Raw genomic sequence first — 16373 nt, 5'->3', positions numbered from 1 at the left:
CAGCACCGAGCACCACCTGCGCTGGCACACCTGGCGACGACGCCACCAAGCCCGCGCCCGCTGGTTCCACTACCGGGCCCGCCTCAACCGCCAATGACAAGATCACGTTCTACGACTGCCGTACTAGCCCTCCATCAACACCGCGACAAACGCACGCCCCATCCGCGGAACTGCGCGGTCAGCGGCATGAGCGGACGTCTAATTAGCGCGTCGCTGGCGCGGAGGCGGTAACGGGTGTTCTGGCCGTGCGCTGGGCGGTGCGCACGTGCGGGCCCAGGGGCGAGGTTGGGCGCTCAACGCAGGTCGACCTTCATGTCATGTTCGGCGAAGATCTGCTGGAATCTGCTGAAGGTGACCACCGCCGCGCTCCGATGCCGGTCGTAGCGGGCGACAAGGTGCTGGTGGGCGACCGTCGAGTTGTGCCAGACCAGCCGGAACGGTGCCCGAGCACTCCACGTGCCACTTAGGGAGTCGGCGAGGGCACCGAGGTTGCGGCCGAAGAGCCGTCCGGACCGTTGATCGCCTCACCGATCGTGCAGTAGATGCCCTCGACGTCGGTGCGGAATAGCCCTGTCCGCCGAGTGGTGGACATGACTCGAGGTCCAACATCCGCTCATCGGAGATGAGACCACGGGTACCGACTGCGGACTTGGTCCACGTGCAGTTCTTCTGTTGTGTTGTATGGGTGCCGTCAACGGGTACCTGAGTAGATCTCGATCCGTACGTCGTCTCCTTCTTTGAAGATATACGTCGCGTGCTCCTTAGGTGTCCAATTGACAGGGAGTAGGTAGAAACGGTCTGCCCGGATAGCCAGCAATCGCAGGCCTGTATAGCGATAGCGGAACCTGGTGTCCAGGTCGAGTCGCAGGGCCCGGATACCTGGGCCTTGGAGAGACAACCGCTCGGTGGTGTAGACGACGGCGGCCGGTCGGTTGAGCAGGTGGGCGGCGAAGTCCTCGGCGGCGTGGGCGCCGGTGGCGGCCGCGTGCAGGCTTGCCGCCCACAGGGCGCACAAAATCGCCAACGATGTGGCCGCCGCGCTGATCCATCGGCCCGCAACCGTGCCGCGCTGGGGGCGGCAGGCCAGCAGTGGTCCGGTGCCGAGCAGTAGCACGATCGCGGGCGTGGGGATCTGGAAGTGGTGGGCCAGGACATACAGTCCCACCCCCACCATGGTCGATGCCAGCCCTGCGCCGCGCAGCAGGTGAGATGCGTTGGCGTGCATCCAGCGGCGGCGGCGTGCCCACCTGGCGTGCTCGCGTCCGGCGAAGGGCGGTGACAACCAGCCACGCAACGCGGTACCGGTCACCAGGACCGCACCGATCATGATCATGGCTGGCGAGACAAAAGTTGAGCTGCGCAACGCGTACTCGGTCACGCTCATGTCCAGGTGCCGCGGGTTAATATGGAAATAGCCGTAATAGCTGCTGGTGTACGCCCACCCCATATAGAACAGGACAGCCAGCCCGAGTGACAGAAGACCCGCGAGCTCGATCGTGGGCCTCCGCTGGGCGGGCGGGGTGTCTGTACCGGTCTCCTCGGCGGACGACGGCGATGGCAGAGTCATCGCCCCGCGGGCCCGGCCTGCCAGGACTGCGTCGGCGATCGCGTCGGCGACGGGCCTCGCGGAGACGGCGGCGGTGTCACGCTGGGGCGGCCAAGCTTGATTGTCTGCTGTGTTGTAGGGCTGGCGTCAGGTGTCCGCCGCGGGGTCACACTGAGGCCGGTCTGGCTTGGTTGCGGTGGGCAGTAAGGCGGCACGCCGCTGTCCCCGCCAAAGCCCTTGGTGGAACATCCGTTTTGCTCTGGTTCTCCTGGGGAATTCGTTGGGCTCTGGCGTGACCCTGTTTGCTCGATTGACGGAGAGGACGGCTTCGTTCTGCCCTCCGCACCACAGGCGCACATGCCGAGCACCACAGCGCAAGAGACGATCGGGGGGAAGCCCCGCACCAACGTAAACCACACGCTAGGTAACCTACTGCACACGGTATGGCGTCGCCGGGCGTCTTCCTAAATCAGCTGCAATTGAGGAGCAAGCCCACACCTAGGAACGTCAATCCCTTAAGACGTGGAGGGAGCTACGCCACCTCGATCACGTAACCGGAGGCTGTGACCCAGAGTATTTCTCGACATATGAGCGAGATCCGGCAACCCCCGTCAGTTCAGGCAGACCGCCCGACCGGGTCGCTGGCAATGGTAGAAGGCCAGGTCGGTGGGGTTGCCGACCGGCGGGCGAGTATCGACTCCTGTCCGCCAGGGTGGAGCCACGCCCAGTCGGACCAGCGGCGACCCTTGGCTCTCCCGCCGCACGACAGGGCACTGCCACGCTATCGCCAGAACGTCGGCGATGGCGGCATCGGCACTGGTCCCGGTGCCGCCGAGCACGTCCGCTCTTCAGCAGAAGAGGGCGTTTCCGCGGCGGGGGCGTCAGTTCGGGTCGTTCCCGCGTGGTGTCGGTGTGGTTAGCGGTCGAGGCGGCCTTGGGATTTCCACAACGCATGGCAAGGCTCCTGGGTGTGAGCACCGGCGGAAAAGGGGCACGAGTCGGGAGCACGGAGCAGCGCCGCGGTACGGCTGCGGTGCCGTGTCGAGTCGAGGGCGTGCGCATCTGTTGGCGCTCGGTTCAGGGGGCTACGGTTCTTTGATGACCTGGTTGAGCGATACCCGCGACTCCTACGACGCCGCCGCGGTCGGCTACGCCGAGGAGACCCGTGATCTGCTCGACAGGCTGCTCCACGTCCGTGCGGGGGTGGTGCTGTTCGCCGAACTGGTCCGCGCGATCGGCGGCGGGCCCGTCGCCGACGTGGGCTGCGGGCCGGGGCACACCACCGCCCTGCTGCGGGAACTGGGCGCGGACGCGTTCGGCATCGACCTGTCACCCGTGATGATCGAGATCGCCCGCCGCGAGCATCCCGGCGCGCGGTTCGACGTCGGTTCCATGACCGACCTGGAGCTCGCCGACGACTCCCTGGCCGGTGTGCTCGCGTGGTGGTCGCTGATCTACATTCCGGACGAGGCGGTGCCGGGCGTACTCGGGCAGTTCCTCCGGGTACTGCGGCCGGGCGGGGTACTGGCCGTGGGATTCCACGTCGGGAACGAGTCGATGACCGAGACGACCGGTGACGGCGACCAGCGCGTGCAGACGTCCGTGCACCACCGCCAACCGTCCCGCGTGGCCGACTGGCTCCGCGAGGCCGGGTTCACCGTGGAGGCGCAGCACCTGCTGAACCCGGACGGACCGAAGCCGGGCGCGATCCTGTTCGGGCGGCGACCCGCGGCACCGCCCCGGTAGCCGCCGCCAGGCCGGGCCGTCCGTAGGGACCTAGGTCGGCATGGTGACCAGCCCTGGCTACGTGATCGCTTCAGTGAGGGGTGACGACGACCTTGCCGAGGGCGCGTCCTTCACCGACGTGGGCGAGGGCTTCTGGTACCTGGTGGAGCTCGAAAGTGCGATCGATGTGGATGTTCACGTCACCGGCGACACACAATCGGGTCATCGGCTCGAAGTGGGACGGGCCTTCCCTGACGGCGAGCACCCCCAGTCGGCGGCGGGTGATCCGCCCGGCGGGCACGCCGATCGTGAGCACACGGAGCAACGTCCGTGCCGAACCGCCCACGCACCGGTACCGGCCGCGGGGAGCGAGCGCTCGGCGGTAGGCGAACACCGAGCGGTGGGCGACGAGGTCCAGGATGAGGTCGTACGGATCGTGACCGCGGGTGAAGTCGTCGCGGCGGTAGTCGATCACGGCATCGGCCCCGAGTGACCGCATGAATTCGAGCTTGCGGCCGTTGTCGACACCGGTCACGTGCGCACCGAGTCGTTTGGCCAGCTGGATGGCGAACGAACCCGTGCCTCCGCCGGCACCATTGATCAGCACCCGGCGTCCCTCCGCGGCGCCTACCGTGCCCTGCACGGCGATCGCACCGGCCTGCGGAATGGTCGAGGCCTCGGCGAACGTCAGCTCGGCGGGCTTGACGGCGAGTGCCGATTCGGGCGCGACCGCGTATTGGGCGAACCCGCCCTTGAGGAAGAGGTTGTCTCCGTAGACCTCGTCACCGGGCTGGAAACGAGTGACGCCGGTGCCGACGGCCTCGACCCAACCGGCGATGTCCGAGCCCAGTGTCGGGCGTCGCGGCGCGCGCAGCCCGCCGATGCGAGCGTAGAAGGGTGAGCCGTGCAAGCCTTCCCAGTCGCTGAGATTGATCGACGTCGCCGCGACCTTCACCAGCACCTGCCCGGCGGCGGGCGACGGCGTCGAGACGTCCTCGACCCGCAGTACGCCGGGGTCCCCGTACCGCTCGTATACGACAGCCTTCACGTCCACTCCCCCACGCCGAGGTGCGACGAGCGCCGCAGCCGCAGGCTAGCCCAAGGCCGGCCCTGCGGGACTGGCCGACTTCGGACCCGCGAAGCGAAAGATCCGAGTGGACCGGCTCCACCCGCGCACCCCGAACTGTCCGAGGAAGCCGTCGACCATGTACACCGGCGGCCTAGGACGACGCGTACGGGGGAAAGAACGCGTCGATGGTGTCGCCTTCGCCGCGCGTGAAGACTCCCCGCTGGTTCGAGAACTCGCGGAAGCCTTCGACGCCGCGGTGCAGGCCGTAGCCGCTCGCGCCGGTGCCGCCGAAGCCCAGGGACGGAAGCACGCCCTGGATGGCGCAGGTGTTCACGCAGGCTCCGCCGGAGGTCGTGCGGTCCAGGACGTGGCGGGCGACGGCGTCGTCGGGGGTGAAGACGTAGAGGCCGAGCGGGCGGTCGCCGGCGTTGACGTAGGCGATGGCCTCGTCGAGGGTTTCGTAGGTCTTGACGGGGAGGACGGGGCCGAAGATCTCTTCGCGCATGACTTGCAGGTCGTCGTCAGGGTCGATGATCAGGGTGAGGGGGATGCGGCGGGTGGCGCGGTCGACTTCGGCGCCGGGTTCGAGGGTGATGATCTGGTGGCCGCGGGCCCTGGCTTCGTCGAGCATGGCCAGGAGGCGGTCCAGGTGGCGGTCGGTGAGGATGGCCGTGCAGTCGGCGGACGCGGAGTAGCCGGCGGAGACGTGGGCGCGGGCGAGGTCGATGAAGTCGGCGGTCCGGGTCGCGGGGATGAGGCAGTAGTCGGGGGCGATGCAGACCTGCCCGCTCTTGACCGCCTTGCTGCCGACGATCTGGGCGACGCTCTCGGCGTCCACGGTCTGGACGATGGCCGGGTTCTTGCCGCCGAGTTCCAGGGTGAGGGGCGTGAGGTTGCGGGCCGCGGCCATGGCCACCTCGCGGCCCACGGCGGAGTTGCCGGTGCAGAGGAGGTGGTCCCAGGGCAGCGTCGGGAACTCCTTGGCCAGGTCGAGGCCGCCGCAGACGACGGCCACGTGGTCGGGGTCGAAGGTCTCGGTGACCAGGTCCCGCAGGAGCTCGGCGCAGGTGGGGGTGAGCTCGGAGGGCTTGATGACGACGCGGTTGCCGGCGGCGAGCATGTCGACCAGAGGGCCGAGGGAGAGCAGGAACGGAAAGTTCCAAGGGGAGATGATGCCCAGCACGCCTTTGGGTTGGTATTCGAAGGCGGCGGTGGCACTGCCGAAGAGGTCGGGGTCGGCGTAGCGCTCTTCCGGAGCCATCCAGTCGGGAAGGTGTTCGGCGGCGTGCGCGGCCTGGCCGGCGACGCCGAACACCTCGGTCAGGGCCGTGAGCTGTTCAGGGTGGACGCCGTAGTCCTCCGACATCGCCTGCTCGATGCGGGGGCGGGCCTGCATGACGGCCGCCGCGAGCCGGCCGAGATGTCCACGGCGTTCGTCCAGGGTGGGCGTACGGACGGCGCGGCGCTGGGCGTCGAAGACAGCGCGCAGGTCAGCCATGGTGGTCTTCTTTCGCGAGGAAGCGGAGCAGTTCGGGGATGATGCGTTCGTGGGCGTCTTCCTGGAGGTAGTGGCCGGCGTCGTCGAGCCGCATGACGCCGGCGTCCGGGAATGTCCGCAGCCACATGTCCCGCAGGGTGTCCGGGCCGAAGCCGGGGTCTTTCATGGCCCATACGATCTTGACGGGCCGGTCGCGGAACTCGCGTTCCATCCCGGTCTCCAGGTCGGCGGCGAACGTCGCCCAGGGCTGCTCGTCCGGGGCGGTGGGGATGGCGCGCGGGAACGCCAGCACGCCTGTGCGGCTCGACCAGGTCGGGTGCGGGGCGAGGTAGGCGCGCTTGACCTGCGGGGGCAGTGGCCGTGTGACGCCCACTTTGAAAAGGAACGCGCGGTGGAACAGGCCCAGGCCTTTGACCGTCACCTCGCCGACGCCGGGCAACCGGAAGAGTTGCAACGCCGCCGGAACCTTGAAGCGGCCGCGCGGGACGTGCGCGGCCGTGTTGAGGATGAACAGCCCGGAGACCCTGTCCGGGTGGGCGACCGCCCAGGCGAGGCCGACCGGCCCGCCCCAGTCCTGCGGGACGACGGTCGCGTCGTGGAGGTCGAGCGATTCGAGGAGCGCGTCCGCGCGGCGTATGTGGTCGGCGATCCGGTAGACCTCGGGCCTGGCGGGCTTGTCGGAGCGGCCGAACCCGAGCATGTCGGGGACGATCGCCCGGTGGCCGGCCTCCACCAGCGCGGAGATGAAGTTCCGGTAGAGGAATCCCCAGGTGGGGTTGCCGTGGAGCAGCACCACCGGGCGGCCGTCGCGCGGGCCCTCGTCCACGTAGTGGAGCCGCCCCTCGGGCGTCTCGAACCACTTCGGCTCGTACGGCCACAGCCCGCCGAACGTCCAGTCGGTCACAGCGCCTCCTTGCGGGCCAGGGCCAGGAGCTCGTCCACGGACCATTGGTCGTAGGCGTGTTCGCCGTACTTGCATGCGATCACCCGGCCGTCGCCGGCGATCAGGAAGTCGCCCGGCAGGCCGTACCGGCCGCCTCCGGGGACGAGCGGAGGCGAGGGATGCCGGCGACGCAGCAGCCCCCGCAGGCTGAGCAGGACGCCCCGCAGGATCGGCGTCCAGGCGCGCGGGTCCAGCACCGCCCGCCGCGACGGCTCTACACCGAACTCGGTGTAGAGCCGCTTGTCCGGATCCGCGACGACGGCCAGCGGCAGGCCGGGTTCGGCTCCGCGGTGACCGGCCGCGCCCTCGCGGGGGGCCGCTGCGTGCCGGCGCAGGTCGGCCGCGTGCGGGCGAAGCTCGTCCTCGGTCGAGTGGAAGACCACGACCTCGCTCACGCCCGCCGCCTCGATCTCCGCGAGCCGGCCGACCACCGAGCGAAGGTGCAGGTTGCAGACCGGGCAGCCGGCGAACCGCCTGAGCTGGAGGTGGGTCAGGCGGCCCGGTTCCGGGACGCGGACCGGGACGCCGGTGACATCGGTCAGGGTCCGCTCCGGGACGATGTCTCCGGGCTCGGTCGCGGATCGGGTCGTCATCGCGCCCTCCTGATCATTTCGGCTCCCCGCCACGCGATCATCAGCGTGGCGGCGTTGGTGTTCGCCGAGGGGATCTCCGGGATGACCGAGGCGTCGATCACCCGGAGGTTGGCCGTGCCGCGCACCCGCAGGGACGGGTCCACGACCGCCGAGGAGTCCGCGCCCATCCGGCAGGTGCCGACGGGGTGGAACCAGGTGTTGGCCGTCCGTGCCACATACGACCGCAGGTCGGCGTCCGGCCCGGGGAGGATCTCCTCGCCGGTCCACTCCCGCAGGCCCGCTCCCCTCGCCAGCCCGCGCGAGACCTCGATCGCCCGGACGAGCGCGTCGACGTCGTCCGGCGACTCCAGGTAGTTCGGGTCGATGAGCGGCTCGTCGGCCGGGTCCGCGGACCGGAGCCGGAGGCTGCCCCGGCTGCGCGGCCGGAGCAGGCACGGATAGAGGCTGTAGGCCGGGTCGAGGGACACCGCGCCCTCGGCCGTGAGCGCCACGCTCAGCACGCCGAACTGCAGGTCGGGCGAGTCGAGACCCGGATCGGTCCGGCAGAAGAGACCGACCTCGCTGTGCTGGTGCAGGCTGAGCGGGACGGGCCGGCGGACCACCCAGGTCAGGGGGACGCCGGGGTGGTCGTGCAGGTTGCGCCCGACGCCGGGCAGGTCGAGCAGGCAGTCGACGCCGGCCGCGGCCAGCTCCGCCGCCGGGCCGACGCCGGACAGCAGCAGGAGTTTGGGTGACTCGACGGTCCCGGCGGACACCACGGCCTCGGCGCCGACACCGGCGGACAGGATCCGGCCGCCGCGCTCGTACTCGACGGCGGTGACCCGGCCCGACCCGTCGATGACGAGGCGGCGGGCCCGGGCCTGCGTCTCCACAGTCAGGTTGGGCCGCTCCAGCGCCGGGCGCAGGAACGCGTCGCCGCTGCTGCACCGGCGCCCGTCGACGGCCGTGAGCTGGTTCCAGCCCGCCCCCGCCGACGACGCACCGTTGAAATCGTCGTTGTAGGGGTGGCCCGCCTCCAGCGCCGACTCCAGAAAGCCCTCGGCGTGCGGGCTGTGCTCGTCGGGGATCCTGACCTTCAGCGGCCCGCCGGTTCCCCGGTAGCGCGGGTCGCCGCCGGGGAAGTCCTCCAGCTCGCGGAAGGCCGGCAGCACGTCCTCGTAGGCCCAGCCGGGGTTGCCCAGCCGCGCCCACCCGTCGTAGTCGCTTCGCGCGCCGCGCATGTAGACCATCGAGTTGATCGAGCTCGAACCGCCGAGCACCCGGCCGCGCGGCCAGGCGATCCGCCGGCTCCCGGCGTGGCGCTGCGGCACCGTACCGTAGTTCCAGTCCACGTCGCTGCCGAAGTTCTCGGCCCAGCGGGCGGTCTCCCTGATCTGCGGCCGGTCGTCGGGGCCGCCGGCCTCGAGCAGCAGCACCGTGGCGCCGGGGTCGGCGGACAGCCGGCCGGCCAGCACGCAGCCGGCCGAGCCCGCCCCGACGATCACGTAGTCGTACGAGTCACCCATGGCTGCTCCGCAGGACGGCGGTCGCCGCCTCGTCCACCGCGACGTCGTCGCCGGTACCGGTGACGACGACGCCGTATTCGCCCCGCGCCCGCGCCGCCGACACGTATCCGGCCCGCACGTCGGCCAGGACCTTCTCGACGGGACGTTCCCGCGGGTCGCCGTGGCCGCCGCCCCCGCCGAGTTCGATGACGTGGGCGTCGCCGGCGGCGAGGTCGAGCGCCCCGACCTTCCCGTTGGGGAAGGTGACCACCTCGCCCCCGGCCCGTTCGACCTGGACGTGGTTCTGCGCCGCGGCGTGGCCGCCGTCCAGCCCCCAGGGCGCGCAGGACGTGCGCTCGATCCAGGTGTCCAGCTTGGCCGCGGTGTGCACCCGGATCCCCAGCCGGGTGCCGAGACCGCCGCGGTGCATCCCGGCCCCGCCGGAGTCCTGGACCAGGGCGTACTCCTCGACGGTGACCATCGGGTACTTGGCCTCCACCACCTCGACGGGCGCGTTGTGGGTGTCGCCGTCGTTGATGCACATCGTCGCGCTCTGCCCGTCGGCCAGGGAGGTGGCGCCCCAGCCGCCGCCCTGCGGCCCGCCGTAGAACTGGAAGAACCGCCCGGTCGCCTCGTCCACGCCGTAGGTGTGCGACATCCCCAGGTCGGCGTGGTGGCCGGCGATGCTGATGCCGGGCATGACGTCCGCCATCGCCCGGAAGACGCAGTCGACGACCGTCATCGGATAGGTCATCCAGAGGCGCATCGCGGCCGGCTTGACCGCACTGACGACCGTGCCCGGCGGCAGCACCACCTCCAGCGGGCGCAACGAGCCGTGGTTGATCGGGTACTCGTCCGGCGAGGTGAGGCACTTGAACGCGACCTGGGCGGCCGAACGCCCGGCGGTGGCGCCCGAGTTGAAGTAGCCCGCGACCTGCGGGCTCATCTCGCTCAGGTCGACGGTCATCACATCGTCCTCGACCACGACGCGCACCCGGATGGGGATCCGCTCGCCGACCTTCACCGCGTCGTCGTCCATGTACGCCTCGGCGTGGTACTCGCCGTCCGGGATCCGCCGTACGGCCTGCCGGCTCAGCTCCTCGCCGCGGCGGAACACGTCGGCGATGCCCGCCCGGACGACATCGGCGCCGTAGCGTTCGAGCATCGCGCGCATCCGGGTCTCGCCGGTGCGCACGGCGGCCACCTGCGCCCGGAAGTCGCCCATCGCCAGGTCCTCGAAGCGGACGTTCATGGCGATCAGCCGGGTCAGCTCGTCGTCCTGGACGCCCTCCTTGAATATCTTCACGATCGGGACCTGGAGTCCCTCGGAGTAGATGTCGGTGGTGGTGCCGCCGAGCACGCCGCCGACGTCGATCCAGTGCGCCATCGACGAGGCGAAGGCGATCAGCTCGCCCTCATGGAAGATCGGCAGCGTGAAGATCATGTGATTGAGGTGGCTGCCCATGATGTAGGCGTCGTTGGTGAGCAGGATGTCGCCCGGCCTGATGCCGTCCCGCCCGTAGAACTCCAGCTTCGCCTTGATGGCGTCGGACAGGCCGCCCACGAACATCGGCAGCCCGAGGCCGACCGAGATCGTCTCGCCGTCGGCGTCGAAGAGGCCGACGGTGAAGTCCTGGGCCTCGTAGATGATGAGGTTGTACGCCGTGCGCATCAGGTTCGTCTTCATCTCCTCGGTGATCGAGACGAACCCGGCGCGGACGATCTCGGCGGTGATCGGATCGATGTCGGTCACGGTCATGCTCCGATCTCCAGCAGCAGGTTTCCGTACCCGTCGACCTCGGCGCGGTCGCCGGGGTGCAGCAGGGTGGTGGCGGTCGGCTCCTCGATGACGGCGGGCCCGGCGATCCGGTTGCCGGCCAGCAGCACCGCCCGCGCGTACACCGGTGTCGGGACCGCGCCCTCGCCGGGGGTGAAGACGATCTCCCGGGTTCCGGTACGGGCCTCGCCCGCCGGAGTCTCGGCCCCTTCGCGGATCTTGGTGAGGTCGGGTTTGCGCAGCCGGCCGACCGCCGAGACCCGCAGGCTGACGATCTGCGCGGGCTCGCCGGGGGCGCTGTGGCTGTAGCGCTGCTCGTGCGCGATGTCGAAGACCCGCTTGAGATCGTCGACGGTACGCGTCCCGGGCGGCACGTCGACTGTGACGGTGTGCTCCTGGCCGACGTAGCGCATGTCCGCCGCGCGGAGGAACTCCATCGCGCCGAACCGCAGCGTGCCGGAGGCGAGGGTCCGCTCGCACTCGTCCTCCAGCGTCCGGTACGACTCCTCGATCTCCTCGGCCGTCGTGTCGCCCAGCGTCCGCACGCCCGTCTGCACGACGTCGAGACGCTGGTCGGCCATGAGCATCCCGAGCGCCGAGAACAGGGCCGGGATCTGCGGCACCACCACGCGCCGGACGGCCAGCTCGCGGGCGACCTGCGAGACGTGCAGCGGGCCGTTCCCGCCGTAGGCGACCAGGGTGAAGTCCCGCGGGTCGAGCCCCCGCTCGGTGGTCACGGCGCGGACGGAGTTGGCCATCGAGGCCGCCCCGATGGCGATGATCCCGGCGGCGGTGGCGACGAGGTCCATGCCGAGCCGGCCGGCCAGCGCGCCGACGGCGCGGCGGGCAGCGCCGTCGTCGAGGTGCAGCCCTCCGGCCAGTTCGCCGCTCGGCGCCAGGTGCCCGAGGACCACCGACGCGTCGGTGATCGTGGGCTCGGTGCCGCCGCGGCCGTAGCAGGCGGGGCCGGGGGCGGCGCCCGCGCTGCGCGGCCCGACGTGGACGCCGCCGGCCTCGTCGAGCCAGGCGACGCTGCCGCCGCCGGTGCCGACCTCCACGATGTCGAGGCAGGGGATGCGGATCGGCAGCCCGGTGTTGTAGCCGCCGAGGAAGTAGTCGCTGGCCATCGGGAACGTCAGGTCGCGGATCACCGCCGACTTCGCCGTCGTGCCGCCCATGTCGAACGCGATCGCCTCACGCCGGCCGAGCGCCTCGCACAGCGCGATCGTGCCGACCACGCCGCCGGCCGGGCCGGACTCCAGCATCTGCACGCACTGGCCGGAGGCCGTGGCGACGTCGGACACGCCGCCGTTGGACTGCATGACCGCGAGCGCCGCCCCGGAATCACCCGCTCGCAGCCGGTCTTCGAGGCGCCCGAGGTAGTCGCTGACCAGCGGGCCCACGAACGCGTTCGCCACCACCGTCGAGGTCCGCTCGAACTCGCGGTACTCCCGGCTGATCTCGTGGGACAGCGTGACGTACGCGCCGGGCAGCTCCTCCCGGAGGATCTCGCCCACCCGGATCTCGTGCGCCGGGTCGCGGTAGGCGTGCAGCAGCACCACGGCCACCGACTCCACGCCGAGCGCGGCCAGCCGCTGGGCGATCGCCCGGGTCCGGCGCTCGTCGAGTTCCTGGACGGTACCGCCGTCGGCGCGCTTCCGCTCCGGGACCTCGAAGATCATCTCGCGGGGGATCAGCGGCCGGTGCTTGGTGAAGGCGAGGTTGAACGCGTCGGGGCGGTTGATGCGGCCGATCTCGTACACGTCCCGGAAGCCCGCCGTGGTGAGCAGCGCGGTCCGCGCGCCCTTGCGCTCGATCAGCGCGTTCACCACGACGGTGCTGCCGTGGATGGCGAAATCGAGATCCGGCACGGGGACGTCCGCGGCCCGCAGGCCGCCGAACACGCCGTCGATGAGGTCGTGGGGCGTGCTGAGCGTCTTGCCCAGCATCAGCGTGCCCTCGACGTCGTCGTAGCCCACGACGTCGGTGAACGTCCCGCCGATATCGACGGCGGCCCTGATCGGCATATGTCTTCCCTTCAGCTTGATGGGACTGGTCACGGATGCCTGTGGTCACGTATGCCCGTGGTCACGGATGCCTGCGCAGCGCGATGCGTTCGAGGAGGTCGACGGCGGCGAAGAGCAGGGCCCCCAGCACGGCCAGGCTGATGACGCAGGCGAACAGCAGCGGCACGTTCTGGTTGCCGCTCGCCGAGATCGTCAGGTAGCCGAGGCCCGCCCCGCCGACGATGAACTCGCCGACGACCACGCCGATCACCGCGAAGGTGACGGCGACCTTGAGCCCGGCCAGGACGCTCGGCAGCGCGCTGGGCATGCGCACGAGGCGGAACAGCCGCCGGCGGGACGCGCCCATCGAGCGGCCCAGCCTGACCAGGTCCGGGTCGATCGAGGTGAGGCCCAGCACGGTGTTGACGATGATCGGGAAGATCGCGACGGACACGGCGATCAGCACGTTGGTCGTCAGCCCGAAGCCGAACCACACGATGAACAGCGGGCCGAGCGCCACCTTCGGCACGGCCTGGCTCATCACCAGCAGCGGGTAGCCCAGCCGCTCCACCACGCGGGAGAACGCCATCGGGACCGCGATCGCCACGCCGAGCACGGCCGAGACCCCGAAGGCCAGGAGGATCCCGCGCAGCGTGACCCAGCCCTCCCGCAGCAGTGGCTCGCGATAGGTCGACAGCGCCTCGGCCACCTGGGCCGGGGTGGGCAGCAGGTAGTCCGGTGTCCGGCCGAGCAGCACGAACCCCTGCCACACGGCCACGACGAGTGCGATCGCCAGCACGTACCAGACGGCGGTCAGCCCGCCGATCCGCCGCACGATCCTAGACATCGGACGCCGCCTCCCCGGTCCCGGCCGCCCGTGATCCGGCCGCCCGCGATCCGGCCGCGGCCGGCTCCCCGTCGCGCCGCTCGTGAGCGAGCATGCGGCGCAGGCGGCCGGTGTACGCGACGAACTCCGGGTCCTCGCGGACCTCGGCCGGCCGGGGCCGCGGCAACTCGATCCGCACCTCGCCGACGATCCGGCCCGGCCGCGGCGACATCACGACCACCCGGTCGGCGAGGAAGGCGGCCTCGTCGATCCCGTGCGTCACGAACAGCACCGAGGTCCCCGCCCGCGCGGCCAGCCCGCCGAGCTCGGCATTGAGGCTCTCCCTGGTGAGCGCGTCCAGCGCACCGAACGGCTCGTCCATGAACAGCAGCGGCGGACGGTGCACGAGCGCGCGGCAGATCGCCACCCGCTGCCGCATGCCGCCGGACAGCTCGCGCGGGAACCGCCGGGCGAAGCGCGACATCCCGACCATCTCCAGCAGCTCCCGAGCCCGCTCGCGGTGGGGGGCGGTGGCCAGTCCGCGCATCTGGAACTGCAGCAGGACGTTGTCCTCGCAGCTGCGCCAGTCCAGGAGCAGGTCGCGCTGGAACATCACCCCGGCCTCCAGCAGCGGCCCGGTCACCGGCCGGTCCCCGATCGTCACCTCGCCCCCGGTCGGGGCGTCGAGACCGGCCATGATCGTCATCATCGTGCTCTTGCCGCAGCCGCTGGGCCCGAGGACGCTGACGAACTCGCCGGGGGCGATGGTCAGGTCGACGCCGTCCAGCGCGACGATCGTCCCGGCGTCGGAGGGGAACTCCTTCGTCAGGCCCGCGACCCGCAGGGCACGGGGTATCCCGTCCGCTCCCCCCGCCTGGCGGCGCAGGTCAGCACGTGCCCGAGCCAAGGCCCTCTCCCTTCTCGAACAGGCTGTTGTCGTAGTACGCGCCCCCGTCGTCCGGGCCGCGCAGGCCGGCGGTCCGCTTCAGGGCCTCGATCGTGCTCGTCCAGTCGGCGGGCGCGTTCTCCCCGTAGGGCCGGCCGTTCTGGGCGGGCGAGCACATGAACCCGAGGACGGACTTCAGCACCGCGAGCGACTGCTCGGGGTCGAGTTCGGGATGCTCGGCGGTGATCGCCTTGATGGCGGCTTCGGGGTCCTTCTTGGCCGCTTGGAACCCGCGTAGCGTGGCTCGCGCGAAGGCGCGGACCCGCTGCGGCCGGTCCCGCAGGGTTTCCTTGGCGACCACCAGGACGTAGTCGGGCGGGTTGAAGCCGGCGTCCGACTGCATCAGGACCTCGGCCGGCCGCCGCTGCGTCTGCGGCACGAAATGCCGGACGGTGTACATGGCGTCGGCCTTGCCGCTCAGGTAGGTCGTGACCAGCGCGTTGGGGTCCGCGACGATCACCTTGACGTCGGACTTGGCCAGGCCCGCGGCCGTCAGCGCCGCGTACATGTTCTGCTCCACCAGCGCGGTCACCGCGACGGAGCGGCCGCGCAGGGCCTTGATCGACTTGATGCCGGAATCCTTCGGGACGAAGAATCCGAAGCTGCTCCGGCCCAGGTAGGTGGCGGCGCCGATGACCGGTTGCCCCTGGGCGACCGCCATGACCAGGTTGGTCGCGGCGGCCATGCCGAAGTCCGATCCGCCGTTGCCGACGTCGGTGATGGTCTGCCCGGATCCCTTGCTGTCGCGGATCTCGACGTCCAGGCCCTCCTCCTCGAAGTAGCCGAGCTCGTCGGCGTAGTACAGGGGCGCGTCTCCGCCGCTGGTCACGAACGGGCCGCGATAGGTGACCTCCGTCAGCGATTCCCCGCTGGACCCGCCGTCCGTGCCGCAGCCGACGCTCGCCATCAGCACCGCGCCCAGCACGGCCCCGGCCACGACACCGCCCCATCCGGTCCTACTGAAGGGGACCACCGCCATCACCCTTTCCGTTCCCTGTTGGCCACACCTGAGGAGTAGTTGTATCCAACTCTGAGGTTTGAATGTACAGTTGCATCGCGAAGATGTACAGGACTCGGTGTGAGTTGCCGGCGACGAGAGGACTGGGCGTGCGACTGACCACAATCCGGCTGGACGAGGGCGCGACGGCGGCCGGACGGCTCGACGAGGACCGGATCACGCTGCTGCCGTACGAGGACGTAGGTGCGCTGCTCGCCTCGGGACCGGGCTGGCGGGAACGGGCCGAACGGGCGGCCGGTCGCGCCGTGCCGGCGTCCGGTGCCGACCTCGCGCCGCTCACGCCGCGCCCCGAGAAGATCCTGTGCGTGGGCGTCAACTACCGCGACCACATCGCCGAGGTGGGCGTCGAGCCGCCGGAGCATCCGACGATCTTCGCCAAGTACGCCCGCAGCCTCATCGGCCCGTACGACGACATCACGCTGCCGGCCGGCTCCGACGCCGTGGACTGGGAGGTCGAACTGGGCGTGGTGGTCGGCGAGACGGCACGGGACGTGAGCGCCGGCGAAGCATGGGACGCGATCGCCGGCTACACCATCGTCAACGACATCAGCATGCGCGACTGGCAGTTCCGCACGTCGCAGTTCCTGCAGGGCAAGACGTTCGAGGCCAGCACCCCGGTCGGCCCCTACCTCGTCACGCCCGACGAGGTCGGGCACGCGCGGGCCTGCGGACTCACCTGCGCCGTGGACGACGACGTGATGCAGAAGTCGGTCACCAGCGAGCTGGTCTTCTCGGCCGCCGAGATCATCTCCTACATCAGCTCCTTCATCACGCTGGTGCCCGGCGACCTGATCGCCACCGGCACGCCCGGCGGCGTGGGCGGCGCGCGGAAGCCGCCCGTGTACCTGGCCCCCGGCCAGACGGTCACCTCGCGGATCGACGGCCTCGGCGAGCTGGTCAACCGCTGCGTCGCGCCCACGCCCACCCCCGCGGGCCGGTAAG

Annotated in this window: 13 protein-coding genes; 2 read left to right on the top strand and 11 right to left on the bottom strand. The window is 70.7% G+C overall.

What is annotated here, in order from left to right; all coding sequences use genetic code 11:
* Positions 1-691 precede the first annotated feature (691 nt).
* The gene (locus E1285_RS23255) at positions 692-1567 is read right to left on the bottom strand and encodes a hypothetical protein (protein ID WP_132155469.1); all 876 of its coding nucleotides are present in this window, start codon (positions 1565-1567) and stop codon (positions 692-694) included.
* 1077 nt (positions 1568-2644) lie between these two features.
* Here E1285_RS23255 and E1285_RS23250 point away from each other — a divergent pair.
* Positions 2645-3292 carry a class I SAM-dependent methyltransferase gene (locus E1285_RS23250; protein ID WP_132155467.1) on the top strand — a complete coding sequence of 216 codons (648 nt, stop codon included), beginning with the start codon at positions 2645-2647 and terminating at the stop codon, positions 3290-3292.
* A 70-nt stretch (positions 3293-3362) separates the two neighbouring features.
* On the opposite strand, the gene E1285_RS23245 is transcribed toward E1285_RS23250, so the two are convergent.
* From E1285_RS23245 to E1285_RS23200, 10 genes are all read right to left on the bottom strand, one after another.
* Complete coding sequence (locus tag E1285_RS23245; protein WP_132155465.1) at positions 3363-4319, bottom strand: NAD(P)-dependent alcohol dehydrogenase; 957 nt, start codon at positions 4317-4319, stop codon at positions 3363-3365.
* Between the two features lie 172 nt (positions 4320-4491).
* On the bottom strand, positions 4492-5838 hold the full coding sequence (locus E1285_RS23240) for an aldehyde dehydrogenase family protein (protein ID WP_132155463.1): 1347 nt from the start codon (positions 5836-5838) through the stop codon (positions 4492-4494).
* Positions 5831-6742, bottom strand: coding sequence for an alpha/beta fold hydrolase (locus tag E1285_RS23235; RefSeq protein WP_165966714.1), 912 nt, complete (start codon positions 6740-6742; stop codon positions 5831-5833). Before E1285_RS23235 ends, E1285_RS23240 begins: the two co-directional genes overlap by 8 nt.
* Positions 6739-7374 (bottom strand): peroxiredoxin-like family protein, encoded by a 636-nt coding sequence (locus E1285_RS23230; protein WP_132155459.1) that lies wholly within the window; start codon positions 7372-7374, stop codon positions 6739-6741. The genes E1285_RS23235 and E1285_RS23230 overlap by 4 nt, the downstream gene beginning before the upstream one ends.
* Positions 7371-8879 (bottom strand): GMC family oxidoreductase N-terminal domain-containing protein, encoded by a 1509-nt coding sequence (locus tag E1285_RS23225; protein ID WP_132155457.1) that lies wholly within the window; start codon positions 8877-8879, stop codon positions 7371-7373. Before E1285_RS23225 ends, E1285_RS23230 begins: the two co-directional genes overlap by 4 nt.
* Positions 8872-10617, bottom strand: a complete 1746-nt coding sequence (locus tag E1285_RS23220; RefSeq protein WP_132155455.1) for a hydantoinase B/oxoprolinase family protein — start codon at positions 10615-10617, stop codon at positions 8872-8874. Before E1285_RS23220 ends, E1285_RS23225 begins: the two co-directional genes overlap by 8 nt.
* The gene (locus E1285_RS23215) at positions 10614-12662 is read right to left on the bottom strand and encodes a hydantoinase/oxoprolinase family protein (RefSeq protein ID WP_132155453.1); all 2049 of its coding nucleotides are present in this window, start codon (positions 12660-12662) and stop codon (positions 10614-10616) included. The genes E1285_RS23220 and E1285_RS23215 overlap by 4 nt, the downstream gene beginning before the upstream one ends.
* 61 nt (positions 12663-12723) lie before the next feature.
* The gene (locus E1285_RS23210) at positions 12724-13488 is read right to left on the bottom strand and encodes an ABC transporter permease (protein WP_132155450.1); all 765 of its coding nucleotides are present in this window, start codon (positions 13486-13488) and stop codon (positions 12724-12726) included.
* Positions 13481-14374 carry an ABC transporter ATP-binding protein gene (locus E1285_RS23205; RefSeq protein ID WP_243722993.1) on the bottom strand — a complete coding sequence of 298 codons (894 nt, stop codon included), beginning with the start codon at positions 14372-14374 and terminating at the stop codon, positions 13481-13483. Before E1285_RS23205 ends, E1285_RS23210 begins: the two co-directional genes overlap by 8 nt.
* Positions 14355-15392 (bottom strand): ABC transporter substrate-binding protein, encoded by a 1038-nt coding sequence (locus E1285_RS23200; protein WP_132155448.1) that lies wholly within the window; start codon positions 15390-15392, stop codon positions 14355-14357. Before E1285_RS23200 ends, E1285_RS23205 begins: the two co-directional genes overlap by 20 nt.
* Before the next feature lie 128 nt (positions 15393-15520).
* On the opposite strand from E1285_RS23200, the gene E1285_RS23195 reads away from it, so the two are divergent.
* Positions 15521-16372 carry a fumarylacetoacetate hydrolase family protein gene (locus tag E1285_RS23195; protein WP_132155446.1) on the top strand — a complete coding sequence of 284 codons (852 nt, stop codon included), beginning with the start codon at positions 15521-15523 and terminating at the stop codon, positions 16370-16372.
* Position 16373 lies beyond the last annotated feature (1 nt).

This window comes from Actinomadura sp. 7K507 (assembly GCF_004348425.1).
Lineage (GTDB): Bacteria > Actinomycetota > Actinomycetes > Streptosporangiales > Streptosporangiaceae > Spirillospora.
This window is presented reverse-complemented; position numbering and strand designations above follow the sequence as displayed.

Excerpts from the sequence above, each read along its gene's own strand:
- E1285_RS23255 (WP_132155469.1), bottom strand. The coding sequence starts at position 1,567 with ATGACTCTGCCATCGCCGTCGTCCGCCGAGGAGACCGGTACAGACACC.
- E1285_RS23250 (WP_132155467.1), top strand. The coding sequence starts at position 2,645 with ATGACCTGGTTGAGCGATACCCGCGACTCCTACGACGCCGCCGCGGTC.
- E1285_RS23240 (WP_132155463.1), bottom strand. The coding sequence starts at position 5,838 with ATGGCTGACCTGCGCGCTGTCTTCGACGCCCAGCGCCGCGCCGTCCGT.
- E1285_RS23230 (WP_132155459.1), bottom strand. The coding sequence starts at position 7,374 with ATGACGACCCGATCCGCGACCGAGCCCGGAGACATCGTCCCGGAGCGG.
- E1285_RS23225 (WP_132155457.1), bottom strand. The coding sequence starts at position 8,879 with ATGGGTGACTCGTACGACTACGTGATCGTCGGGGCGGGCTCGGCCGGC.
- E1285_RS23220 (WP_132155455.1), bottom strand. The coding sequence starts at position 10,617 with ATGACCGTGACCGACATCGATCCGATCACCGCCGAGATCGTCCGCGCC.
- E1285_RS23215 (WP_132155453.1), bottom strand. The coding sequence starts at position 12,662 with ATGCCGATCAGGGCCGCCGTCGATATCGGCGGGACGTTCACCGACGTC.
- E1285_RS23210 (WP_132155450.1), bottom strand. The coding sequence starts at position 13,488 with ATGTCTAGGATCGTGCGGCGGATCGGCGGGCTGACCGCCGTCTGGTAC.
- E1285_RS23200 (WP_132155448.1), bottom strand. The coding sequence starts at position 15,392 with ATGGCGGTGGTCCCCTTCAGTAGGACCGGATGGGGCGGTGTCGTGGCC.